Source organism: Devosia sp. RR2S18 (assembly GCF_030177755.1).
GTDB lineage: Bacteria > Pseudomonadota > Alphaproteobacteria > Rhizobiales > Devosiaceae > Devosia > Devosia rhizosphaerae.
Genome location: NZ_CP126539.1, coordinates 1,715,626 through 1,739,072 on the forward strand (window position 1 = coordinate 1,715,626; position 23,447 = coordinate 1,739,072).

23 protein-coding genes, 1 tRNA gene and 2 pseudogenes are annotated in these 23,447 nt (G+C 61.2%); 18 read left to right on the forward strand and 8 right to left on the reverse strand.

Annotated elements, in window-relative coordinates:
- Window positions 1–387: 387 nt before the first annotated feature.
- The 3 genes from QOV41_RS08440 to QOV41_RS08450 all read right to left on the reverse strand — a co-directional run bounded on the left by QOV41_RS08440 (window position 388) and on the right by QOV41_RS08450 (window position 3,106).
- Window positions 388–813 (reverse strand): hypothetical protein, encoded by a 426-nt coding sequence (locus QOV41_RS08440; RefSeq protein WP_284580776.1) that lies wholly within the window; start codon window positions 811–813, stop codon window positions 388–390.
- A gap of 37 nt (window positions 814–850) precedes the next feature.
- Window positions 851–1,309 (reverse strand): hypothetical protein, encoded by a 459-nt coding sequence (locus QOV41_RS08445; protein WP_284580778.1) that lies wholly within the window; start codon window positions 1,307–1,309, stop codon window positions 851–853.
- 135 nt (window positions 1,310–1,444) lie between these two features.
- Complete coding sequence (locus tag QOV41_RS08450; RefSeq protein WP_284580779.1) at window positions 1,445–3,106, reverse strand: Na/Pi cotransporter family protein; 1,662 nt, start codon at window positions 3,104–3,106, stop codon at window positions 1,445–1,447.
- Window positions 3,107–3,396: 290 nt separating this feature from the next.
- On the opposite strand from QOV41_RS08450, the gene ugpB reads away from it, so the two are divergent.
- The 7 genes and pseudogenes from ugpB to QOV41_RS08485 all read left to right on the forward strand — a co-directional run bounded on the left by ugpB (window position 3,397) and on the right by QOV41_RS08485 (window position 10,026).
- Window positions 3,397–4,722, forward strand: a complete 1,326-nt coding sequence (gene ugpB, locus QOV41_RS08455; protein ID WP_284580781.1) for a sn-glycerol-3-phosphate ABC transporter substrate-binding protein UgpB — start codon at window positions 3,397–3,399, stop codon at window positions 4,720–4,722.
- A gap of 108 nt (window positions 4,723–4,830) precedes the next feature.
- Window positions 4,831–5,713 (forward strand): annotated as a pseudogene (gene ugpA, locus QOV41_RS08460) (sn-glycerol-3-phosphate ABC transporter permease UgpA).
- Window positions 5,714–5,736: 23 nt separating this feature from the next.
- Window positions 5,737–6,585 carry a sn-glycerol-3-phosphate ABC transporter permease UgpE gene (gene ugpE / locus QOV41_RS08465; protein WP_284577742.1) on the forward strand — a complete coding sequence of 283 codons (849 nt, stop codon included), beginning with the start codon at window positions 5,737–5,739 and terminating at the stop codon, window positions 6,583–6,585.
- 4 nt (window positions 6,586–6,589) lie between these two features.
- Window positions 6,590–7,633: a sn-glycerol-3-phosphate import ATP-binding protein UgpC gene (locus tag QOV41_RS08470; RefSeq protein WP_284577741.1), complete on the forward strand. Its 1,044-nt coding sequence runs from the start codon at window positions 6,590–6,592 to the stop codon at window positions 7,631–7,633.
- A gap of 88 nt (window positions 7,634–7,721) precedes the next feature.
- Complete coding sequence (locus QOV41_RS08475; protein ID WP_284580783.1) at window positions 7,722–8,468, forward strand: glycerophosphoryl diester phosphodiesterase; 747 nt, start codon at window positions 7,722–7,724, stop codon at window positions 8,466–8,468.
- A 20-nt stretch (window positions 8,469–8,488) separates the two neighbouring features.
- Window positions 8,489–9,259, forward strand: a complete 771-nt coding sequence (locus tag QOV41_RS08480; protein ID WP_284580784.1) for a DeoR/GlpR family DNA-binding transcription regulator — start codon at window positions 8,489–8,491, stop codon at window positions 9,257–9,259.
- A complete protein-coding gene (locus QOV41_RS08485; protein ID WP_284580785.1) occupies window positions 9,256–10,026 on the forward strand; it encodes an HAD family hydrolase in 771 nt (256 codons plus the stop codon). Before QOV41_RS08480 ends, QOV41_RS08485 begins: the two co-directional genes overlap by 4 nt.
- Before the next feature lie 21 nt (window positions 10,027–10,047).
- Here QOV41_RS08485 and QOV41_RS08490 read toward each other — a convergent pair.
- Window positions 10,048–10,425 (reverse strand): annotated as a pseudogene (locus tag QOV41_RS08490) (RrF2 family transcriptional regulator); the annotation flags it as partial.
- A 53-nt stretch (window positions 10,426–10,478) separates the two neighbouring features.
- Entirely contained in the window at window positions 10,479–11,639 is a 1,161-nt protein-coding gene (locus QOV41_RS08495) for a hypothetical protein (protein ID WP_284580787.1), read from the reverse strand.
- 169 nt (window positions 11,640–11,808) lie between these two features.
- Here QOV41_RS08495 and QOV41_RS08500 point away from each other — a divergent pair, with 169 nt between their 5' ends.
- Complete coding sequence (locus QOV41_RS08500) at window positions 11,809–12,249, forward strand: DUF305 domain-containing protein (RefSeq protein WP_284580789.1); 441 nt, start codon at window positions 11,809–11,811, stop codon at window positions 12,247–12,249.
- Window positions 12,250–12,341: 92 nt separating this feature from the next.
- On the opposite strand, the gene QOV41_RS08505 is transcribed toward QOV41_RS08500, so the two are convergent.
- Window positions 12,342–12,926: a HupE/UreJ family protein gene (locus QOV41_RS08505; protein ID WP_350150978.1), complete on the reverse strand. Its 585-nt coding sequence runs from the start codon at window positions 12,924–12,926 to the stop codon at window positions 12,342–12,344.
- Window positions 12,927–13,105: 179 nt separating this feature from the next.
- Here QOV41_RS08505 and QOV41_RS08510 point away from each other — a divergent pair, with 179 nt between their 5' ends.
- The 3 genes from QOV41_RS08510 (at window position 13,106) to QOV41_RS08520 (ending at window position 14,797) form a co-directional block, all read left to right on the forward strand.
- On the forward strand, window positions 13,106–13,498 hold the full coding sequence (locus QOV41_RS08510; protein ID WP_284580792.1) for an MAPEG family protein: 393 nt from the start codon (window positions 13,106–13,108) through the stop codon (window positions 13,496–13,498).
- Window positions 13,499–13,557: 59 nt separating this feature from the next.
- A tRNA-Trp gene (locus QOV41_RS08515) sits at window positions 13,558–13,633 on the forward strand.
- 330 nt (window positions 13,634–13,963) lie between these two features.
- On the forward strand, window positions 13,964–14,797 hold the full coding sequence (locus QOV41_RS08520; protein WP_284580794.1) for a hypothetical protein: 834 nt from the start codon (window positions 13,964–13,966) through the stop codon (window positions 14,795–14,797).
- Between the two features lie 37 nt (window positions 14,798–14,834).
- On the opposite strand, the gene QOV41_RS08525 is transcribed toward QOV41_RS08520, so the two are convergent.
- Together QOV41_RS08525 and QOV41_RS08530 are read right to left on the reverse strand one after the other, a co-directional pair.
- Complete coding sequence (locus tag QOV41_RS08525; RefSeq protein WP_284580795.1) at window positions 14,835–15,107, reverse strand: hypothetical protein; 273 nt, start codon at window positions 15,105–15,107, stop codon at window positions 14,835–14,837.
- Window positions 15,108–15,163: 56 nt separating this feature from the next.
- Window positions 15,164–15,445, reverse strand: coding sequence for a hypothetical protein (locus tag QOV41_RS08530; RefSeq protein ID WP_284580797.1), 282 nt, complete (start codon window positions 15,443–15,445; stop codon window positions 15,164–15,166).
- Between the two features lie 256 nt (window positions 15,446–15,701).
- On the opposite strand from QOV41_RS08530, the gene secE reads away from it, so the two are divergent.
- The 7 genes from secE to rpoB all read left to right on the forward strand — a co-directional run bounded on the left by secE (window position 15,702) and on the right by rpoB (window position 23,407).
- Window positions 15,702–15,896, forward strand: coding sequence for a preprotein translocase subunit SecE (secE, locus tag QOV41_RS08535; protein WP_284580798.1), 195 nt, complete (start codon window positions 15,702–15,704; stop codon window positions 15,894–15,896).
- A gap of 40 nt (window positions 15,897–15,936) precedes the next feature.
- Window positions 15,937–16,467 (forward strand): transcription termination/antitermination protein NusG, encoded by a 531-nt coding sequence (gene nusG / locus QOV41_RS08540; protein ID WP_284580799.1) that lies wholly within the window; start codon window positions 15,937–15,939, stop codon window positions 16,465–16,467.
- Window positions 16,468–16,607: 140 nt separating this feature from the next.
- The gene (rplK, locus tag QOV41_RS08545; RefSeq protein WP_284580800.1) at window positions 16,608–17,036 is read left to right on the forward strand and encodes a 50S ribosomal protein L11; all 429 of its coding nucleotides are present in this window, start codon (window positions 16,608–16,610) and stop codon (window positions 17,034–17,036) included.
- Window positions 17,037–17,040: 4 nt separating this feature from the next.
- On the forward strand, window positions 17,041–17,733 hold the full coding sequence (gene rplA / locus QOV41_RS08550) for a 50S ribosomal protein L1 (RefSeq protein ID WP_284580801.1): 693 nt from the start codon (window positions 17,041–17,043) through the stop codon (window positions 17,731–17,733).
- Window positions 17,734–18,034: 301 nt separating this feature from the next.
- Window positions 18,035–18,553, forward strand: a complete 519-nt coding sequence (gene rplJ / locus QOV41_RS08555; protein WP_284580802.1) for a 50S ribosomal protein L10 — start codon at window positions 18,035–18,037, stop codon at window positions 18,551–18,553.
- Window positions 18,554–18,598: 45 nt separating this feature from the next.
- Entirely contained in the window at window positions 18,599–18,979 is a 381-nt protein-coding gene (gene rplL, locus QOV41_RS08560) for a 50S ribosomal protein L7/L12 (protein ID WP_284580803.1), read from the forward strand.
- 285 nt (window positions 18,980–19,264) lie between these two features.
- Complete coding sequence (gene rpoB / locus QOV41_RS08565) at window positions 19,265–23,407, forward strand: DNA-directed RNA polymerase subunit beta (protein ID WP_284580804.1); 4,143 nt, start codon at window positions 19,265–19,267, stop codon at window positions 23,405–23,407.
- Window positions 23,408–23,447: the final 40 nt, after the last annotated feature.

Sequence of the window (23,447 nt, forward strand, 5' to 3'; positions counted from 1 at the left end):
TACAAGTGCGGGGGCGGAGGGGGCGCTGTAGACCCTGTGGGTCCTAGATGCTGACGACGGTCAACCCGCCACACTGAACTCAACTGCAGACCCGCCGACGCTCCCATGCAGGCGGCCCTCGTGGCGCGACCGGGCCACAGCGCATTTGCCAACCGCAACACCAGGGCTACGATTGATTGGCAAGTCCAGGAGGCAGTCTAACCGCTGGGCGAGACGAAAGCTGGGGAGGAGGGGTTTGATTGCCATTCTGGCGGATGGCCCGGTGCGTCATCCGGTTCTTCGACAGCGCCGAAGGGGCAGGAACAGGGAGCGGCGTTCGGAACTAGACACCAATAGAAAGACCCCGCCGAAGCGGGGTCCGTAATTCTTGGGCTCAAATCGTCTAGATTACTGAACCGGAGTGATGGTCGGAGCAGGGATTGTCTCTTCATCGGTTTCCAGCGGCTCAGCGTCGTCCTCGACGGGAGCTACGACCACAGCGTCAGGCTCGGCTGGCTCGACAGCATCAACCGGCTCAACTTCGGTAACGACAGCGTCGACCTCAGGGGTGGCCACCGGTTCTGCATCGATCGGCTCAACGATTGGCTCGACCTCTTCCACGATGGGCTCTTCCTCGACGATCGCAGGCTCAGTCTCGGTGATAACTGGAGTTTCCTCGATGACCGGCTCTGGCTCATCGGTAGCGAACCAGCCCAACAGCCAACCAAGCAGCAGCAGGGCGAGAATAACGGCGATCGCAATGCCGATCCACTTACCAGCACCGCTGCTCTTATTACCGCCGTCGGTGACCTTTGGGTCTCGATAATTTGCCATTTCTTGTTCTTCCGCTTTTATGTTGATGGTTTAGGGGTCAAAGGGCGCCACGACGGTAAGACCGTACATATGGGTCCGTGTAGGCAGGGTCGCGTTCTGCCGAGCCGCCACGCAAATTGGTGTATGGGTCGGCATCGCTGCGGGGGTACACCGTCTGGTCGGCGTAGTCGCTATCGGTGAGGTCGAGGTTATAGGCCTCATCCTCGGGCCGGCGCATGATCTTCTGAACATTGGCGATGTCGCCGTCGTCAGCCACCTCGGCCGAAACGACAAAGTCGCCACGCCGCACGCAGTTCTGATAGGTGCGAAGGTCATTTTCCGGCAGGTGAAGGTCGTGCAGCCGGTCATCATGCGACTGGTAGTCACCGCCGCTTGCCTGCGCCTGATCTGGAATGATGTGGATATCGCCGCGCGATAGGCCGATCGCCTCCAGTTCCTGTCGAACCAGATCGGCAACGGCGTGGGTACGGTAGATTGCTGTCACGTTGCGTGCCATGTCTGCTTATCCCAAGCTCGTGTAAGGTCTCCACTCAACTCACTGCCTCACGCATGGTTCCCATTCCCGTGAGCGGCTGCGTAGTGCGGAAGAGTCTTCTATCTCAGAGCAATCGGGAGAAGTGCAGTATGGCCTCTATGAGGGGGCGTGCACCAGCCTGGAGCTTAGGAGTTCGCCATTGTCGCTCAGGATCGAATAGGCGATCCCGCTGAGGAGGGAGTTGATCCGCCGCAGCGCGTGGATTGTCTCGAGGTGTAGGTCACTGGTGGCGATACTGGTGGCGTTGCCCACCCGCAGCCGCGCGAAATGGAGATCCATGCTGCGGCGCTCGAGGACCCCGATTTCGTCCTTCTCCGCTACCAGCTGCCGAGCAGACTCGGTATCCTCTGAGACGAGAACATTCAGGGCGAGCTGCATGTTGTCGAGCACGCGGGCGTGGAGATCGGTCAGCTCCTGCCAGCCCTGCGGGGAAAAGGTGAGCCGCCGTTCTTGCTTTTGGTCTGCAAGCTTTAGCAATTGCTTGGCGATGATGTCGCCCGCCTGCTCAAGGCTGATGGCAAAATTGGTGAGGTCGGAGGCGCGCCGGGTCTGGATCTCGTCCATCTGGTCCCAGTCTAGCCGCGTAAGGAAGAGCTTGATCTCGCGATTAGCTTGATCCACTTCCACCTCAAGGGCCTTGATCCGGCGGACGGCCGCCTTGTCGCCGCTCTGGTAGACATCCATCACCGGCTGCAGCATCACCTCAACCATCTCGCTCATGCGTAGCAATTCGCGGGTTGCACTGGCGAGGGCCGCATCGGCATTGCGGTAGTTGTTGGCGAGCAAGGCGGGTGTGCGCAGGCGAGCGACGTTAAGCTCCCCTTCAGTTGGTGGTTCGTTGATGAACTTGTCGGCCAGGTTTGCGGTGAGACGCGTTAACGGCAACCCCAGGATGAGGACGCCGAGATTGAACGCGATGTGCAACACGCTGGCCTGCTGCCCCACGCCGCCGGGCAGTTCACCGATGTTACCACGGAGCAATTGGTAGAAAGCCAGGCACAAGAGCGCGGCGCCGCCGCGGAAGGCAAGGGCCCCCATGGCGATGCGGCGGGCGCGAATATCGGCGCCACGGGTGAGGCCGAGCGCAATCAGCGTGCCTCCGAGATTGGCGCCCAGCACAAAGGCCGCGGCAACATCGAACGGGATCAATCCGGCGGACCCGAAGGTGATGATGACAAGCACGCTCGCCACCGAGGAATAGGACATCCAGGTAATCAGCGCCGCGACCAGGAAACCGGTCCAGAGATCCCCCTCCAGATAGCCGATGATGGTTCCGACCACGGCGCTGTCACGCCAAGGGGCGGTGGCCTCGGAGACCATCTCGAGGGACAGCAGCACGAAGGCGATGCCCAGCACCATGCGTCCCAATTGCTTGGTCTGCCGGCTGGTACCACGCAAGAACAAGATACCTCCCGCAATGATCAGGGGTGGCATAAGGAGGCTTAGATCGAACGAGAGAATGCTGGCGACGATCGCCGAGCCAAGATACGCCCCTAGCATCAAAGCGAGGCCCGTCGCCCCCTGCATCAGCCCGCCGGCAGCAAAGCCCGAGGCGAGTGCAGCCACCGCTGTTGAACTCTGCAGGGCAATGGCCATCACAGTGCCGGCGCCGGCTGCTGCCACGCGGCTCTTGTCGGCATGTGCCAGCAGACGCTTGAGCTGCGCGGAGTAGGCGCGTTCCACCGCGGTGCGCACCATGCGTACGGCCCACAAGAGCAGAACGATTGCGGCAATCAGGTGTACGGCAATGAAGTACATCGGGTCTCCTCGCTCAACTGCCGAGTTAATCTAAGCAGGAGCGTTTTTGATCCTATCATGTTCACATGAAAGCTCGCGCGGCAATGGCCAGCGTGTTGTACCCGATCGCAGCAGCGCAGCTCAGCTTGTAACGTAAGTAGCATCAGTATCTTGTTCGGCGCTTATCACGTCGAGCATGCAGGGCTGTGTTCAAGTGAACATTTTCGGCTTGCAAACTTGAACTCGGCTGCTACCACTTAGGTAAGCACGGGAGCGGGAGGCTCCTGGCGAATAAGAAAATGGGAGTGAGCATGTTCAAGAACGCACTGTTCCTGTCTGCAGGAATGGCGGCCGTGCTGGCTGCAACGCCGGCCTTTGCGCAAACTGAGATCAGCTGGTGGCATGCGATGGATGCCGAGTTGGGTCAGAAGCTTGAGGCGATTGCGCAGGGCTTCAACGAGAGCCAGGACGAGTTTGTTGTGGTGCCGACCTATAAGGGCACCTATGCCGAGACGCTGACCTCGGCGATTGCCGCGTTCCGAGCCAATGAGCAGCCCGCCATTGTGCAGGTGTTCGAGGTTGGCACCGGCACCATGATGGCGGCCGAAGGCGCCGTCCGCCCGGTCTACCAGCTGATGACCGACAATGATCAGCCCTGGGATCCCTCGGCATTCCTCGAGCCGGTGACCGGCTATTATTCGGACACCGAGGGCAATATCCTCTCGATGCCGTTCAACTCCTCGACCCCGATCATGTACTACAACAAGGACGTGTTCGAGGCTGCTGGGCTTGATCCCGAGACCCCGCCCCGGACCTGGGCCGAGCTCGAGGAGATGAGCCGCACCATCATGGAGGCGGGTGCTGCCCCCTGCGGCTTCACCACCGGTTGGGTAAGCTGGGTGCAGCTGGAGAACCTCTCGGCCATTCACGACCAGCCCTATGGCACGCTCGAGAACGGCTTTGGTGGCCTGGGCACCGAGTTCACCTTCAATGGCGAGGTGCAGACCCAGCACTGGGAGAACCTCAAGGCCTGGGCTGACGAAGGCCTGTTCCAGTATGGCGGTCCGGTGGGTGGTGCCGATGCGCCGCCGAAGTTCTATGCGGGCGAATGCGCCATGTACATGAACTCCTCGGCTTCGCGCGCCGGCGTCATCGCCAACGCCACCGATTTCGAGGTCGGCTTTGCCCCGCTGCCCTATTACGACGATGCGATTGCAGAGCCCAAGAACTCGATCATCGGCGGGGCGACCCTGTGGGTGCTGAACGGCAAGGACGAGGCGGTCTATGACGGCGTTGCCCAGTTCTTCACCTATCTCTCGAGCCCCGAAGTGCAGGCCGAGTGGCACCAGGCGACCGGCTACCTGCCGATCACCAATGCCGCCTATGAGCTGGGCCAGGAGCAGGGCTATTACGGCGAGAACCCCGGTTCGGAAGTGGCCATTGAGCAGATCACCCGGGGTGAGCCGTCGGCCAACTCCAAGGGCATCCGCTTTGGCAATCTGACCCAGGTGCGCACCGTTATCGACGAAGAGTTCGAAGCTCTCCTGGCCGGCAACAAGACCGCCCAGGAAGCCCTGGACGCGGCTGTCGAGCGTGGCAACCAGATCCTGCGCGACTTCGAAGCCGCCAACAGCTAAGCCGCTGCCGCTGAGCCGCCCTGGCGGCTCAGCCACCCAATCTCCAAGGGGCCTGGCGCAGCCGTGCCAGGCCCCCTTCGATAGCAGCCTATTGCCGCCGGAGTGCCCATGCAGGCCAAGCGCACCATCTTCCCCAACAAGCTCTTGCCCTATCTGCTGCTGGCCCGCAGCTGGCGGTCACGCTGGTGTTTTTTATCTGGCCGGCGGCCCAGGCGGTGAAGTCGAGCTTTGAGCGCGAGGACCCCTTTGGCTTCCGCACCACCTTTATCTGGTTCGAGAACTACCAGCGCCTGTTTGCCGACCCCGGTTACGTCAACGCGCTCTGGGTCACGGGGGTGTTCGCCATCTCGGTAACGCTGTTCTCGATGAGCCTGTCGCTGGTGCTGGCGGTGGCGGTCAACCGCGTGCTGCGCACCAATCGGATCTATACCACGCTGCTGGTCTGGCCCTATGCAGTGGCCCGGTGGTGGTGGGCATTTTATGGTGGTTCATGTTCAACCCCACCATCGGCATCGCCCCCTATCTGCTGCGGGGGCTGGGCATTGGCTGGAACCATCGCGTCAATGGCGAGCAGGCCATGCTCCTGGTCATCATTGCGGCGAGCTGGAAGCAGATCTCCTACAACTTCCTGTTCTTCGTGGCGGGGCTGCAATCGGTGCCCCAATCGCTGAGCGAGGCGGCGGCCATCGATGGCGCGGGGCCCATGAAGCGGTTCTGGACCATCATCTTCCCGCTCCTGTCACCCACCTCCTTCTTCCTTTTGATCGTCAACATCAACTACGCCATGTTCGACACCTTCGGCATCATCGATGCGACCACCTCGGGCGGCCCGGGGCAGGCCACCAACATCCTGGTCTACAAGGTCTATGCCGACGGCTTTTTGGGGCTCAACATCGGCTCCTCGGCAGCCCAGTCGGTGGTGCTGATGCTGATCGTCATCGCCCTGACGGTGGTGCAGTTCCGCTATGTCGAGCGGCGCGTGCAGTACTAGGGACCAGAGGGAAACAAAACATCATGGTCGAAAACCGCCCCTGGCTGACGCTGCTCACCCATCTGGTGCTGCTGGCCGGCGTCCTTGTCGTCGCCTTCCCGGTCTATCTGGCCTTTGTCGCCTCCACCCACACCAGCGGCGACTTCTTCCGCGGGCTGGTGCCGCTCCTGCCGGGTCCGCACCTGCTGGAAAACTACGGCCGCATGCTGACCGTGGGCATCTCCACGGCCGGCGCGCCACCGCTATGGATCATGCTCACCAACTCGCTGATCATTGCGGTGATCATCGCGGTGGGCAAGATCATCATCTCGCTGCTGTCGGCCTATGCCATCGTCTTCTTCAAGTTCCCGTTCCGCCTTCTGGCCTTCTGGATCATCTTCATCACCCTGATGCTGCCGGTCGAGGTGCGCATCATCCCCACCTTTGCAGTGGTCGCCAATCTGGGCCTGCTCAACTCCTATCTGGGGCTGACCCTGCCGCTGATCGCCTCGGCGACGGCCACGTTCCTCTTCCGTCAGTTTTTCCTCACCATCCCCGATGAGCTGATGGAAGCAGCGCGGGTGGACGGGGCGGGGCCCATGAAGTTCTTCCGCGATATCCTGCTGCCGCTCAGCCGCACCAATATCGCGGCACTGTTCGTGATCCTGTTCATCTATGGCTGGGTGCAATATCTCTGGCCCCTGCTGGTGACCACCGACAGCCGCTATTACACGGTGGTCATGGGCATCAAGCGGCTGGCCGCCACGGCCGATGCCGAGCCGCAATGGCACCTGGTCATGGCCGCCGTGATGCTGGCCATGCTGCCCCCCGTCCTTATTGTCATCTTCATGCAGCGCCTCTTCGTTAAAGGCCTGGTCGAAACGGAGAAATAACCCCATGGCCACGATCACCCTGTCCGGGGTCAAAAAGACCTATCCCGGTGGCGCCCAGGTGGTGCACGGGCTCGACCTCAACATCCTCGATGGCGAACTGGTGGTGCTGGTGGGCCCTTCGGGCTGCGGCAAGTCCACGCTGCTGCGCATGATCGCCGGGCTCGAAACGGTGACCGAGGGCACCATCGCCATCGACGATGCGGTGGTCAACGACAAGGAACCTGCCGAGCGCGACATCGCCATGGTGTTCCAGAACTATGCGCTGTATCCCCATATGAGCGTGCGGCAGAACCTGGAATACGGGCTCAAGAACCGCGGCACGCCACGACCCGAGATCGACGCCCGCGTCAGTGAAGCGGCCCGCATCCTCGAGATCACGCCCTTCCTCGACCGCAAGCCGCGCCAGCTCTCGGGGGGGCAGCGCCAGCGCGTCGCCATGGGCCGCGCCATCGTGCGCCAGCCCAAGGCCTTCCTGTTCGACGAGCCGCTCTCCAATCTCGACGCCAAGCTGCGCGGGCAGATGCGCATCGAGATCCGCCGGCTCCAGCGCTCGCTGGGCACCACCAGCGTCTATGTGACCCACGACCAGCTCGAGGCCATGACCCTGGCCGATCGGCTGGTGGTGATGCATGCCGGCCGCATCGAGCAGGAGGGCAAGCCCATGGACCTCTATGAGCGGCCCGCCTCGCTCTTCGTCGCGGGGTTCATCGGCTCGCCACCCATGAACCTCATCCCCCTCGATCAGCTTCGCGCCGCCGCCGGCACGCTGCCCGACCAGCTACCCCAAGGCGCCGACATCATCGGCATCCGCCCCGACGCCCTGCGTCTGGGTCCGGGCGAAGGCATCACCCTCACCGGCGTGGTTGAACTGATCGAGCCGGTGGGCGGGGAAAGCCACCTCTATGTGCGTCTCGACCCCCTCGCCGAACCGCTGATCCTGGTTACCCACGGCCGCGCCACCGTCTCCGAAGCCCAAACCATCACCTGCCACATCCCACTCTCAGCCATCCACCCCTTCAACAGCCAATCGGGAAAACGAGTGGAGTAGGGGGAAAGCCTTGCGCCCGCCCGGCACTGTCGCAAAACCGTAACAGAACCGACATAGGGGCAGGCGAGCCCGTTCGGAAAGAAGCGTCATGACTGAAACCGTGAAGAATGGTCCCGCCCGGGATGAAGTCCAGGCCCATCGTGGCGCCTCAGCCCTTGCACCGGAGAACACGCTGGCCGCGTTTCGGGTCGCTGCCGAGCAGGGCGCCAAATGGGTAGAACTGGACGTTGCGCTTCTCGCCGATGGCACCTTGGTGGTCATCCATGATGACACGGTGGACCGCACCACCTCCGGCGCCGGATCCCTGGGCGAGCTGACGCGGGGCGACCTGGGCCGGCTGGACGCTGGCGCCTGGTTCAAGGATCAGTTCGCCGGCGAGCGCATTCCCACCCTCGAAGAAGCGCTCAAGGTTCTGGGCGAGCTGGGTCTCAGCGCTAACGTCGAGATCAAGCAGCACAAGCACCACAAATCGCTGGATCAACTCACCAGCGCCGTGCAGGCCGCCTTGCGTACGCGCTCGCCGCAAACCGAAATCATGATTTCGAGCTTTGATCCCGGAGCGCTCAAGGCCATGCACCAGCTCGAGCCAGAACTCGAGATGGCCATGCTCTGGGTGCAGGTGCCGCAGGACTGGGAAGCTCAACTCGCCGGCATCCCGGCCAAGACCATCCACATGCACTATAAGGCTGTCAGCATCGGCTTGCTGGAGGAGGCGCAAAAGCGCGGCATCAAGGTGCGGGTCTGGACCTGCAACGATCCGGACGCACTGGCTTCCTTCTGGCGGGCCGGCCTAGCCGGCGTCATCACCGACGATCCACGCCTGTTCCTGAGCTGAGCGGGGCATGGGAGCGGGACATGCTGTCAGGCAGGCAACGCGACATCCTGGCTCTCATCGAGACCGAAGGCGCTCAATACATTGAAGCTCTGGCGGAACGTTATCATTTAACTACGCAAACCATCCGGCGTGACATCAATGCCCTTTGCGATCTCGGCTATGCCCGGCGTTTCCATGGCGGGGTCGATGTGCCGGTCGAGGCGCGGAACATCTCGGTTAACGCTCGCGCGGCCCTCAACAGCACAGCCAAGCAGCGGATCGCCCGGCGCATTGCCGAGGCTATCGAACCCCGCTCGACCGTGTTCATGGGCATTGGCAGTACGGTGCAGTTCGTGGCCGAAGCGCTGCGCGGTCATGAGGGGCTGACGATCGTCACCAACAATATCGATGTGGCACTGACCCTGTGCGAAGCGCCCCATATCGAGGTGCACCTGACGGGCGGGCTTTTGCGCCACAATGACCGGGACGTGGTCGGCGCCGATGTGCTGCGCTTTTTCGAAAAGTTCTACGCTTCCTACGCAGTCATCGGGGCCGGAGCCCTCCACCCGGCTAATGGCGTGCTCGACTTCAGCTACAGCGAGGCCCAGATCACCACAGCTTTGATCGACAATTCCCGCGCGCAATTTCTGGCGGCTGACGCCAGCAAGTGGACGCGTGACGCCTCGGTGCGCGTGGTGCCGTTCAGCCGCGTCAGTTGCCTGTTTACCGATCGTCTACCCGATGACGAAATTGCGCGGACGCTCAAAGCAGCCGGCACCGAACTGGTGCTGTGCGAAGAGGTGCCGGCATGATCTTCCGTGGGGTCGTTCCGGCGGCCGATGAGCTGGCCCAGGTGCGGTATCTCTTCACCGACATCGACGACACCCTCACCACCGAGGGGCGGCTGCTGCCCCAGAGCTATCAGGCGCTGTGGGACCTGCATGAAGCCGGCATCGCCATCGTCCCGGTTACCGGTGGCTCTGCGGGTTGGTGCGAGCATATCGTGCGCGCCTGGCCGGTTGCAGCGGTAATCGGGGAGAGCGGCGCCTTTAAAATGCGCCGGGTCGGGGGGCGGGTCGAGGTGGAGTTCTGGGAAGGCGAGGAGGTCCAGGCCAAGCGCCAGCGCCAGCATCTTCAAGCCATCACGCCGCTCCTGGGCGAGAGCTTTCCCGTCGCGCACGATCAGGCCTTTCGTCTTGCCGACGTTGCCATCGATATTGGCGGGCACAGCCGGGAGGCGATCGACGCCCTGGCCGAGGCGATCCGTGCCCAAGGGGGAACCGTGGCCATCAGCTCGATCCACATCAACACCTGGATCGGCGACTACAATAAACGCGCTATGAGCGAGCGACTGCTGGGGCAGTGGGGCGTGGCGGACAGCGATGTGGCGCGTTCAACCGCCTTTGTCGGGGACAGCCGCAATGATGGTCCCATGTTCGGCTTTATCCGCAATTCCTTTGGGGTGGGAAATATCCTCCCCATCCTTGATGATCTGTTGTTCAAGCCGCAATGGATCGTCAACCGGCCGGCAGGCCTTGGTTTTGCCGACATTGCCACGGCCCTGCTGAGCGCTCGCTAAAGCGAGCGGAGCAACCAGCTCGGCCAACGAGTGGCCGTTGGCGGTCGCAATAAACGCCTCCAGAGCCTCGTTGAGAACCTGCGGCAGGCTACAGACGGGTGTGTGGGGGCAGTCCGCGCCGCTCATGCATCCGACCATGGCAAAGTCGGGTTCGGTTACCCGGATGATGTCGCCGATCATGATCTCACTGGCAGGCCGGGAGAGACAAAGGCCGCCGCTGCGACCGCGGCTGGGCCGCAGCAAGTTTTCGCGGGCAAGCAGGTTCGCCACCTTCATGAGGTGGAAGCGGGAGATGCCGTAGAAGGCGGCGGCTTCCTGAATGGTGACGCGTTGCCCGGACTTGGAAGCCACATGCATCATCAATCGCAAGGCGTAATCGGTAAACTGGGTGAGACGCATGCAAGCCTCAAAAATGAAGGCAGCCCCGCCACGTGCGAGACTGCCACTTTTGCTTACTGTGCGGGCTGCAGGACGGTGAGGCCGTGCGGGTGCTCGGGGTTGGGCAGGTGGGTCAGCAATTCGCCGTCTGGGGCGACCGGCCCGGTGTGGCGCTCATAGTCGTAGAACATGGCGTGGAGCCCCCAGTAGCTGCCGGCAATGACGACCAGGGCGGCGAGTAGTCCTGCTGGGATGCTGCCGACGGCAGGCACGAGGCTCTTGAGCTTGAGGCCCGAAGGTGTCGGGTCGGCGGCGATCAGGAAGAGCGTGCCCATGATCAAAGCGTGGCCAACCAGGTCGATGCGGCCGAAAGGATAGACCGCGGCGATGAAGATGATCAGCAGCGCAATGGCCGAGAGGCGACGAATCAAGGGGGTCCAGAGGAGGCCAAAGCCCATGGTAAATTCGGCAACGCCAGCCATCGGGATGAAGGTATCACGCGGCATGCCGAAGGTCAGGAACGGACGCTCGTCAACCAGTGGGTAGAACCATTCGGGATAGGCGAATTTCTCCAGGCTCGACCACATCAGCGCAATTGCCACGCCCCAGCGCAAGATGGTGAAGCGGTGCTGAAACCACTTGCCGTTCGGGTCGGCCGCAAGAACAAGGTAGCCAGCGACAGCCACGCCAAGAGCGAGATAGTCGAGCAGGTGGAAGAAGTCGTAGTCGCGCAGGGCGATGACCCATAGGCCGATAATGCCTGCGGCGGCCAAGGGCATGGTGCGGCGCGAAAATACCAGCGCAGCGATCAACAGCTGCAACCACGACACCCACTCATTGGGGGTCTGCAGGTCGGGGGTGAGGTAGACCCCGCCAACGGCGAAGATGGCGACGAAGAAGGCGCCGATAACGCACCGCATGAAGTCGTCCGAACGGGTCCACAGCGGAAGGCTGGCGCGGTCCAGGCCGGCAGCAATGGTCGGGCCAGCCTGGCTGCGCTCGAAGAACACCGTGGCGGCGAAGAAGGCCAGCACAAGGATGATGCCGAGCCAGAACCAGCCATTGGCCAACGTGTCGGTGATTGGCGCAGGGGCTGCGCCCACCACATAGGGGGCAAACCACTTCACGTGTGCATAGGCGGGGGTGGCAAGGCTCATGGCGCCGCCAAGCGTCACGGCACCAGCGGCGAAAGGGGCGAGCCGGCGCAGCGCAGTCCGTCCGAACCGGCTGGCCATCTTTGGCTCTTGTTGCATGTGTTTCACTTCCGACTCCTATAGTCCCTGCAAATCCTGCAGTCCGGAGACGGTTCTAAAGATGCATTTCGCCCGCATCTTTGATCTCGGTCAATCACGGGCGCCGGTTTTTGCGCGATGGTCTGGTCACGAAATCGAAGGATCAAAGATCATGGACATTATCAAATGGGGCACTGCGGCGGTGCTTGTCGCCGCCTTTACAGGCGCTCTGCTGGTGCGCGACAATCCCACCGTATCTGCCACCGAGGTGGCGCTACCGGCCATTTGTGGTGACATTCATGCCGATCATGGAGGCAGCTCGATGCAGGCGCATATCGACATGATGGCTGCCGACGCCGGTGATGCACATGCCGCGCTCCTGCAAACCATGGAGCCCATGCACTCAGACATGATGCGGGGCATGACCGCCGAAGATTTTGAGGTCGCCTTCGTGTGCAGCATGATTCCGCACCATCAGGGGGCCATTAAGATGGCGCAGGTAGCACAGCAATATGGAACCGAGCCCTGGGTCATGATGATGGCGCAGGAGATCATCGCCACCCAGGAACTGGAGGTCCGAGAAATGCAGGGCTGGTTGGCGCGCAAGGAATAGCGAGAGCGCCGGCTGTTCGGCTGGCGTGATTACTGGGGGTGCGCCGGTCTCACGGTTAGGCGCTGAGACGGCGAGCACCTGCTCGACCGTCGCTAGAGCCAGCCCGCGAGCACGCCCACGCCGCATAGGGTAAGCGCGCCTCCAGTAAGGCGCGCCATGGCAGTGCCATGACGACCGACCAGCTTGGCCACTCCGGCAGTCACACCAATCCCGGCCACATGGAGCAGGCCGGTGGCCACCAGAAAGCCCAGGCCATAAGTTAGTCCGCTGGCATCGGCCGGCATTTCGGCGCCGTGCGCGTGACCGTGGAAGACCGCGAAGATCCCGACGAGGACTGCAGCAAGGCTGACTGGCAGGGAGCGCCCCGCTGCCGCGAGCGCGCCAATAGCAAAGCTCGAAAGGGCGATGCCGAGTTCCACATGCGGCAGGCCGATGTGGGCCGACCTAAGCAGAAAGCCCACCAGCATCATGCCGACAAAGGAGAGGGGCACCGCCCACAGCGCCCGTCCACCCAGGACAAAAGCAAACACGCCCACCGCGACCATAGCGAGGACATGATCGATCCCGCCGATGGGGTGTTCAAAGCCATGAACGAAGCCACCAGCATGGCCGCCGCTGTGGGCGAAGGCGAGAGACGGGCTCAGCAGCAATGTGGTGAGGGCGAGAAATAGGCGCATCGTCATCCTTCCGGGACGTTCATGTCCCTGAGTGATCAAACTGGCTTTCGCCACAGCTCCCGATCTCGCATCGCCTTTATCAATCTGTCCGTCGGCTTTGTAAATGGTCGCGGTGATCTCTTTACGGCCTGGAGCCGTTGGGAGCAGAGTGCCGCTACGATCACTGCCGGAACACCTTCATGCTGCTGATAATTTTCCTCGTGCTGCTGCTGCTGCTCGTGCAAGTTCAATTGCCCGGCAAGTACCTCACCGACCAGGTCGGTGCGAAGGCGCAGATGGGGCCAAGGGATGATCTCCCCGAGCCAACCGTGGCGCTTTCCCGTTCGCGACGCGCGCTCAACAATCTACAGGAAACGCTGCCGGCATTCCTCACCCTGGCGGTGCTGTCGATCGTCTTCGACGAACAGGGGTGGCTCTCGCTCGCCGGTGGGGCACTGTATTTCCTGGGTAGGGTTGCCCACATCGTGTGCTACATGAAAGGGGTATCGCCCTGGCGGTCGGTCAGCTTCCTCGTGGCGTCGATCGGTGTTCTTCTTGTGGCCATTCCGCTTGTTCCCCATATCTGGCGCTAGGCCAGTCAGAGGGTCTTGCGCGGCGCGTTCTTTGCTATTAGACACTGCCGCACGCCTGAAGGGGTTTAGCTCAGTTGGTAGAGCATCGGTCTCCAAAACCGAGGGTCGTGGGTTCGAGTCCCCCAGCCCCTGCCAGGCGGAAATCTTCCAAATCGATGATTTGATGCAAAGCCTCTGACGCGAGTCAGCCGAGATCGCCTGCCTCAGAGATGTTCAGCGTGGCCTTTGCCGCACGCTCAAGCGCTTTAGCTGCCGCTCCTTTGCAGGCTTACGGAACTCTTCGGACAACTCGCCCGCGTCGGAACGATAATCGAGCTCGGCATAAGGATCGGGATCGGCGGGGACGTGCGTCATAGCCGAGGATGTGAACCATCCGCTTCCTCCGTTCAAGTCAATCGTGAGCAACTTCCTTGTCACTTCCCCGTTTGGTTGCCGCGGGTGGCTTGAACTCTCCTGGAGGAGATCATGAAGAGCGTTTCTTGTCTGGCTTTGGCAGCAGCCTTGGCCCTTTCGTTCTTGCCGATGTCCTATGCTCAATCTGCTAGCGCCACGATGGACGCTGCAGCTGGTGCTTCGGTTGACGCCACGGCTGGTGCCACTGTTGACGCTGCAACCGATGCTGCCGGTTCGGGAACCGGCGCGAGCACCACAACGGGTGCAAGCACTGATGCTTCGGCTGAGGTTGACGCTTCCCTGGACGGCGATGGCGATGGAACCGTCTCTGCAGAAGAGCAGGCTGTCGGCGGCAATGCTTCCGGTGGTACGACTGCGGGCGGAACTGTATTGGGGGGTGCGACAGCTGGCGGTTCGGCTTCCGGTGGCACAAGTAGCGGAACAGCGGCTGGCACCTCCGGCACGGCTACTGAAGAGGAAAGCGGCGCGTGTTACCTCGCCGATTTCAGCTCCATGGCTTCGTGGACCGAAGAGGACATGGCGTCGCTGAATGCCGCGACCAACGCGCAGATCATCATGGTCAGCGGATGCGATGATGACGATGCGACGGTCTTGACCACAAACTCAACAACCAACGCGGATCTGAATGCCGCGGTGTTCGCCAATCAGAACCTTGCCTCGCAGCTGGCAGCACAAGGCATCGGTTCGGGAGAAGTGCTTGGCGTTGATCTAGAAGGCGGTAACGTCGTCCTCTATGTCGAGGACAATACGGCCTCTGAGGGCAGCAGCAGCGCTACCGAAGGTGCCATGAGCACCGAGGCGACCGGCACCACCGATGGATCCGCAACGACCGACACAAGCGGGTCAGTCGAAGGCTCGGTCACGACCGAAGGCAGTAGCAACTAAACTAGAACCCGAAAGGGGCGGGGGACCGCCCCTTTCCTCAAGGCGGATTCAGCCGTTGAAGATTGTTGAATCGCTGCTGTAGTTCCAGCCGCTTGATGTCCATTTGGAGAGCGCGCAGCTGGAGCGACTGGTCTCGAGCGGCAGCCGCAGCATTGGCCTCTAGTTGCAGACAGAGCAGGCGCTGTTGGTTTGCGGCGATCGCCTCGGCTGTTGTGGCGGGCACCGCAGCAGGACACCCGGCCCAGCTCGACGCGGTGCCGAGCAGCGTCGCCATGGCGGCAATAGAGAGTGACTTGGCTAGTTTGCGCATGCTCCATACTTGGTCGCTGCCGCGCCTGAAGCAAATCACAAACGGTGGAGGGGCGCCTACTCAGCTGCCACGGCGAACTTTTGGGTGTGCCGCGACTTTAGCCGGTTAAGCTGATGGGCCGCATGCGCCAGCAGAGCCGTGCGCACCTCGTTGGAGGGCACATGGCCAACATCAGCCTTCACCTTGAGGTCAAGGTTGTAGCGGCTCTTATTCCCCATGAACCGTTCTTCGATACCGACGCGCACCACGCCGGTGATGCGTCCCGATATCGTCTTATGCGGTCCAAAGTATCGGACCTCGCATGCCGTCACGCTGAAAGCCGTATCCTCGAACCCCACGCCAAGGCCCTCCCGAAGCCATGTTTTGGTCGCAATCGGATCAAAGTGCATCGCGCGGCGGAGTGCAAGAAGAATCCACAGCTTTTTCAGGATTCGTTAACACAGTGTCGTGGGCGTCACTGATTCGGTGGTCTTGGAATAGTTTGTGAACGCTGTTGCAATTGGCGCCGGCTTTCTCTAGATACCCAAGCTCCAGCCGTGCGGGATTCCTGCGCGGCCTTTGGTTTTGCACCAAAACACCAAAGAGTAGATTTCGATGGCCCGTACCAACCCGATGACGTTCCTGCAGCAGGTGCGGCAGGAAGCTTCCAAGGTAACCTGGCCGGGCCGCAATGAAGTGCTGGTCTCGACCCTGATGGTTCTCGTCCTGGTCGCCTTCGCAAGCATCTTCTTTCTGGTCGCGGATCAGGTCATTTCCTGGCTGGTCTCGCTGATGCTTTCGATCCGCTAGTCGGGTCACGAACACTAATATCTAGGAGCGGCGACGCGGCATGGCCAAGCGCTGGTACATCGTTCAGGCTTACTCGAACTTCGAGCGCAAAGTCGCCGAAGACATCAAGCAGAAGGTTGCCCAGAACAAGCTGGAAGACCTTTTCGAAGACGTCATCGTGCCGACCGAGAAGGTCGTCGAGGTGCGGCGCGGCCGCAAGGTCGATGCCGAGCGCAAGTTCTTCCCGGGCTATGTGCTGGTGAAGATGGAAATGACCGACCAGGCGTTCCACCTCATCAAGAACACGCCCAAGGTCACCGGCTTTCTCGGTTCGGACAACAAGCCGATGCCAATCTCGGAAAAGGAAGCCATGGCCATCCTGCAGCAGGTGCAGGAAGGCGTCGAGCATCCCAAACCTTCTATCAGCTTCGAGGTTGGTGAGAATGTGCGCGTGTCGGACGGTCCCTTCGCCAGCTTCAACGGCGTGGTGGAAGAGGTCGATCACGAACGTGCCCGCCTCAAGGTGGAAGTTTCGATTTTCGGGCGTCCCACTCCGGTGGAGCTCGAATATGGTCAGGTCGAAAAGGTCTGATCCCAGCGATTGGCGTGAGCCAAATCGCACCAGCCCCCGGGCTGGGAAGCCGTGGGAGAGCAGGGCGGTCGCCAATTGCCCTTAAGTCTCGCACCACGGCGTCAAACGCCTGCTTCGGCAGGCTCTAGAAAGGACGAAAAATGGCAAAGAAAGTCGTTGGCTACGTAAAGCTGCAGGTGCCCGCTGGCTCCGCAACGCCGTCCCCGCCGATCGGGCCGGCCCTGGGTCAGCGCGGCCTGAACATCATGGAATTCTGCAAGGCCTTCAATGCGGCCACGCAGGAGATGGAAAAGGGTTCGCCCATTCCCGTGGTAATCACCGCCTACGCCGACAAGAGCTTCACCTTCGAGATGAAGCAGCCGCCGGTGACCTACTTCATCAAGAAAGCCGTGAACCTTAAGTCGGGCAGCAAGCTGCCGGGCAAGGAATCGGCCGGTACCATCACGACAGCCCAGCTGCGTGAGATCGCCGAAAAGAAGATGAAGGATCTCAACGCTGACAATGTCGACGCCGCTGTGTCGATGATTGCCGGCTCCGCCCGTTCCATGGGCATTCAGGTCGAGGGCTAAGAGAATGGCAAAGATCGCAAAGAAGGTCGCCAAGGCTCGCGAGGGCATCGACCGCAACAAGCTCTACAAGCTTGATGACGCCATCAAGATGGTCAAGGAACGCGCCACCGCCAAGTTCGACGAGACCATTGAGGTAGCAATGAACCTGGGCGTTGACCCGCGTCACGCCGACCAGATGGTCCGCGGCGTCGTCAACCTGCCCAATGGCACCGGCAAGACCGTGCGCGTGGCTGTGTTCGCCCGTGGCGCCAAGGCTGAAGAAGCCACCGCTGCTGGCGCCGACGTGGTCGGTGCCGAAGACCTGCTCGAGACCATCCAGGGCGGCAAGATCGATTTCGATCGCTGCATTGCCACTCCGGACATGATGCCGCTGGTCGGCCGTCTCGGTAAGATCCTGGGCCCGCGCAATCTGATGCCGAACCCCAAGGTCGGCACCGTGACCATGGATGTCGCTGGCGCCGTCAAGGCTGCCAAAGGTGGCGCCGTGGAGTACCGCGTCGAAAAGGCCGGTATCATTCATGCTGGCGTTGGCAAGGTCTCGTTCTCGGACGAGCAACTGCTGCAGAACATCAAGGCGTTCACCGATGCCGTGCAGAAGTCCAAGCCCGCTGGCGCCAAGGGCACCTATGTGAAGCGCGTTGCCGTGTCTTCCACCATGGGCCCGGGCGTGCATGTCGAGCCCGCTTCGGCCGTCTAAGGCCGATCAAGAATTCCAGGCGGGTTCGCTCGCCTGGATTGTTCCTTCGGGAACGAAAAGTCCTGTCCGAGACTGCCGGTACCAACCGATTTGGGTTGGCTTAATGCCACAAGGCGCCAGCATAGATGGGGTGAGAAACCGGATTTCGGCCCGCAAGGGCAGGGGTGCGGATCGAACCTAAGCCAGAGCTTTCGAGCGCTTGGCTGGCAGGCACACTAACCGCTGATGTCCGGCTTGCCGGCACCAGCATTTGGCAATGGTCCAAGGCTCCGTGCCGGACGACCAATTCGTGGAGACTGTAATGGAAAGAGCGGAAAAGCGTGAAGTCGTCGCTTCGCTCCAGGCTGCCCTTGGTGGCGCTGGGTCGATCGTCGTCGCGCAAAACTCCGGCCTCTCCGTCGCTGCCTTTACTGACCTGCGCGTGCAGGTCAAGAAGGCTGGCGGACAGGTCAAAGTCGCCAAGAACCGCCTTGCCAAGCTCGCTCTGAAAGAAACCGACGTTGCGGATATCGCGGACCTGTTTACCGGTCCAACGGTCCTCGCCTATGCGGAAGACCCGGTTGCTGCGCCCAAGATCGCAGCTGCCTTCGCGGATAAGAACCAGAAGTTCATCATCCTCGGTGGCGCCATGGGTCAAACCGCGCTCGACGCCAATGGCGTCAAGGCGCTGGCCACGATGCCGTCGCTCGACGAACTGCGTGCCAAGCTCGCCGGTCTGGTTAAACAGCCGGCTGCGAAGATCGCAACCGTCGTCGCGGCGCCGGGCGCGGGCATTGCCCGTGTTTTGGCCGCTCATGCGGAAAAGAGCGAAGCGGCGTAAGGCCCTTCAATAGTTCGAACCCAACCCTATATAGAGAGAAACAAAATGGCTGCTGATCTCGCCAAAATCGTTGACGACCTGTCCGCACTGACCGTCCTGGAGGCTTCCGAGCTCTCCAAGATGCTCGAAGAGAAGTGGGGCGTTTCCGCCGCTGCTCCGGTTGCTGTTGCCGCTGCTGGCGGTGCCGGTGCTCCGGCCGCTGCTGCTGAAGAAAAGACTGAATTCGACGTGATCCTCGCCTCCTTCGGCGACAACAAGATCAACGTCATCAAGGAAGTCCGTGCCATCACCGGCCTGGGTCTCGGCGAAGCCAAGGCTCTGGTTGAAGGCGCTCCCAAGGCGATCAAGGAAGCAGTGTCGAAGGCTGAAGCCGAAGACATCCAGAAGAAGCTGGAAGCTGCTGGCGCCAAGGTCGAACTCAAGTAAGTTCGCCTCTGCCATAAAATTTGCGAAATGGCGCTATACGTGCCATTTCGTTTCTGCATCTCCGTGCGAGATGATTCGCTGGGCCGATTGGATGGGTCACAGGCGCCACTCTACGAAAATATGAAGAATTGGATGCCGATGGTCGGGCAATAGCCCCATGTGACCTCTCTTGAGGTGGCCGACGGAAGCCCATGAATACCGGGCATATATCCCGATACCCGACGGCTGATAGTCGGGTCTTTGGATATGTGCCTCCGAGACAATCGCTAAAGAAGAGGAGCCCTTATGGCTACCACGTTCAACGGCCGCCGCAAGGTCCGCAAGTCCTTCGGTTCCATTCGCGAAGTCACGGAGATGCCCAACCTGATCGAGGTTCAGAAGGCCTCCTATGATCAGTTCCTCCTTGTGGACGAGCCAGAAGGCGGCCGCCCCGATGAGGGGCTTCAGTCCGTTTTCCGCTCGGTTTTCCCGATCACGGACTTCTCCAATACCGCTTCTCTCGAATTCGTGAAGTACGAGTTCGAGCAGCCCAAGTACGACATTGACGAGTGCCGTGCGCGCGACATCACGTTCGCTGCCCCGCTCAAGGTGACGCTGCGGCTGATCGTTTTCGAGGTGGACGAGGAGACCGGTGCTCGCTCTGTCAAGGACATCAAGGAGCAGGACGTCTACATGGGCGACATGCCCTTCATGACGTCTAACGGCACCTTCATCGTGAACGGCACCGAGCGCGTTATCGTTTCGCAGATGCACCGTTCGCCGGGCGTGTTCTTCGATCACGACAAGGGCAAGACACACTCGTCCGGCAAGCTGCTGTTTGCTGGCCGTATCATTCCTTATCGTGGTTCCTGGCTCGACATTGAGTTCGACGCCAAGGACATCGTCTATGCGCGTATCGACCGTCGTCGTAAGATCCCGGTCACCTCACTGCTCAAGGCCCTGGGTATGGACGCCGAGGAAATCCTCGCGACCTATTACAACACCTTGCAGTACGAAAAGACCGAGAAGGGCTGGCGCGTTCCCTACGATGCCGAGAAGTGGAAGGGCGCAAAGCCTAGCCGCGACCTGATCGACGCTAAGACCGGCGACGTCGTGCACGAAGGCGGCAAGAAGCTGTCTGCGCGCCAGGCCAAGAAGCTGGCCGAGGAAGGCCTAACGCATCTGCTCGCTACCGATGAAGACCTCTACGGCATGTATGTCGCCGAGGACCTCATCAACATGAAGACCGGTGAGGTCTACATGGAAGCCGGCGACGAGTTGGACGAGAAGACGCTCACCAAGATGGTCGAGCTGGGCTTCGACGAGCTGCCAGTTCTCGATATCGACCACATCAGCATCGGTGCCTATCTCCGCAACACGCTTGCCGTGGACAAGAACGAGTCGCGGGAAGACGCGCTCTTCGATATCTACCGCGTGATGCGCCCAGGCGAGCCGCCGACCGTTGAGACGGCCGAGGCCATGTTCCAGTCGCTGTTCTTTGACTCCGAACGCTACGACCTGTCGGCCGTAGGTCGCGTCAAGATGAACATGCGTCTCGAACTCGACGCTCCTGACACCATGCGGACCCTCCGCAAGGAAGATATCGTGGAGGTCGTTCGCACATTGGTCGACCTGCGCGATGGACGTGGCGAGATCGACGACATCGACAATCTGGGTAACCGCCGCGTCCGTTCGGTTGGCGAACTCATGGAGAACTCCTACCGCCTTGGCCTGCTCCGCATGGAACGCGCCATCAAGGAGCGCATGAGCTCGGTCGAAATCGATACGGTCATGCCGCAGGACCTGATCAACGCCAAGCCGGCGGCCGCCGCCGTGCGCGAGTTCTTTGGCTCGTCCCAGCTCAGCCAGTTCATGGACCAGACCAACCCGCTTTCGGAAATCACGCACAAGCGCCGTCTCTCGGCTCTTGGACCAGGTGGTCTCACCCGCGAGCGTGCTGGCTTCGAAGTCCGTGACGTGCACCCGACGCACTATGGCCGTATCTGCCCGATCGAGACGCCGGAAGGCCCCAATATCGGTCTGATCAACTCGCTGTCGACCTTCGCCCGCGTCAACAAGTACGGTTTCATCGAAACTCCGTACCGCAAGATCGTGGACGGCAAGCTGACCGAGGACGTGGTCTACCTTTCCGCCATGGAAGAGGCCAAGCACTACGTCGCTCAGGCCAACGTGCAGTTCAATCCGGATGGCACGCTCAAGGACGATCTGGTTGTGGCTCGCCACGCTGGTGACAACGGCCTGACGCCAAAGGAAAACGTCGACCTTATGGACGTTTCCCCCAAGCAGATGGTGTCGGTTGCCGCCTCGCTGATCCCGTTCCTTGAAAACGATGACGCTAACCGTGCTCTGATGGGCTCGAACATGCAGCGTCAGGCTGTGCCGCTGCTGCGTGCCGAGGCTCCCTATGTGGGCACCGGCATGGAAGCGGTGGTGGCTCGTGACTCGGGCGCTGCCATCGTGGCCAAGCGCAAGGGCATCGTGGACCAGGTGGACGCCACCCGTATTGTTATTCGCGCAACGGAAGAAACCGATGCGTCGAAGTCGGGCGTCGACATCTACAACCTGATGAAGTTCCAGCGTTCGAACCAGTCGACCTGCATCAACCAGCGTCCGCTGGTGGTTGTGGGCGACCACATCAACGCCGGTGACATCATCGCCGATGGTCCCTCCACTGAACTGGGCGATCTCGCCCTGGGCCGCAACGTGCTCGTCGCGTTCATGCCGTGGAATGGCTACAACTTCGAAGATTCCATCCTGCTTTCCGAAAAGATCGCGATGCAGGACGTCTTCACCTCGATCCACATCGAGGAATATGAAGTGATGGCCCGCGATACCAAGCTCGGCCCCGAGGAAATCACGCGCGACATTCCGAACGTGTCGGAAGAAGCGCTTAAGAACCTCGACGAAGCCGGTATCGTCCACATCGGTGCGGAAGTTGCCCCTGGCGACATTCTCGTCGGCAAGATCACGCCCAAGGGCGAAAGCCCGATGACGCCGGAAGAAAAGCTCCTCCGCGCCATCTTCGGCGAGAAGGCTTCCGACGTTCGTGATACCTCGCTCCGCGTGCCGCCGGGCGATGCTGGTACTGTTGTTGAAGTGCGCGTGTTCAATCGCCACGGCATCGACAAGGACGAGCGCGCCATGGCTATCGAGCGCGAGGAAATCGAACGTCTCGCCAAGGACCGTGACGACGAGCAGTCGATCCTCGACCGTAACGTTTATGCGCGTCTCAAAGAGATGCTGTTTGGCAAGGCTGCCACTGCTGGTCCCAAAGGCTACGTGGTCGGCACCAAGCTCAACGACTCGATCTTCGAGGCCCAGCCCCGGTCCAAGTGGTGGCAGTTTGCCGTCGACGACGACAAGGTGATGGCCGAGATGGAAGCCCTCCACGCTCAGTATGAGGAGAGCCGCCGTCTGCTCGAGCAGCGCTTCATCGACAAGGTGGACAAGCTGCAGCGCGGTGACGAACTTCCGCCCGGCGTGATGAAGATGGTCAAGGTCTTCATCGCGACCAAGCGCAAGATCCAGCCAGGCGACAAGATGGCTGGTCGCCACGGCAACAAGGGTGTGGTTTCCCGCATCGTGCCAGTGGAAGACATGCCGTACCTTGAAGACGGTACGTCGGTCGATATCGTGCTGAACCCACTGGGCGTTCCTTCGCGCATGAATGTGGGCCAGATCCTCGAGACGCACCTGGGCTGGGCTTGTGCCGGCATGGGTCGCAAAATCGACGAGATGGTTCGCATCTACCAGCAGAAGGGCGATCTGACACCGCTGCGTAACGAGGTGGCTACCCTCTTTGAGGGCGACACCTCGATCACCGATCTGGACGATGATGGCCTGATCCGCCTGGGAGAGCACCTTTCCAAGGGTGTTTCGATCGCTACGCCGGTGTTCGATGGTGCCAAGGAAGCCGACATCGTCGTGATGCTCGAGCGGGCAGGGCTCAAGGGCTCGGGTCAGTCGACCGTCTTTGACGGCCGTAGTGGCGAGCAGTTCGACCGGCAGGTGACCGTTGGGTATATCTATATGCTCAAGCTGGACCACCTTGTGGACAACAAGATCCACGCCCGTTCGATCGGACCGTACTCGCTCGTTACCCAGCAGCCGCTGGGCGGCAAGGCCCAGTTTGGTGGTCAGCGCTTTGGCGAGATGGAGGTCTGGGCTCTGGAGGCGTATGGCGCTGCTTATACGCTGCAGGAAATGCTCACCATCAAGTCGGACGACGTTGCTGGTCGTACCAAGGTCTACGAGGCGATCGTCCGCGGCGACGACACCTTCGAAGCGGGTATCCCGGAAAGCTTCAACGTTCTGGTCAAGGAAATCCGGTCGCTCGGTCTCAATGTCGAGCTCGAGAACCGCGAGATTGCCGGACCGGACTCGGAAGCCGAAGCGGAGCTCGCTCCTCCTCAGGAAGCGGCGGAATAATCCGGCACTTCCAAACCCTATCAACTTCCGTTCAGAATGC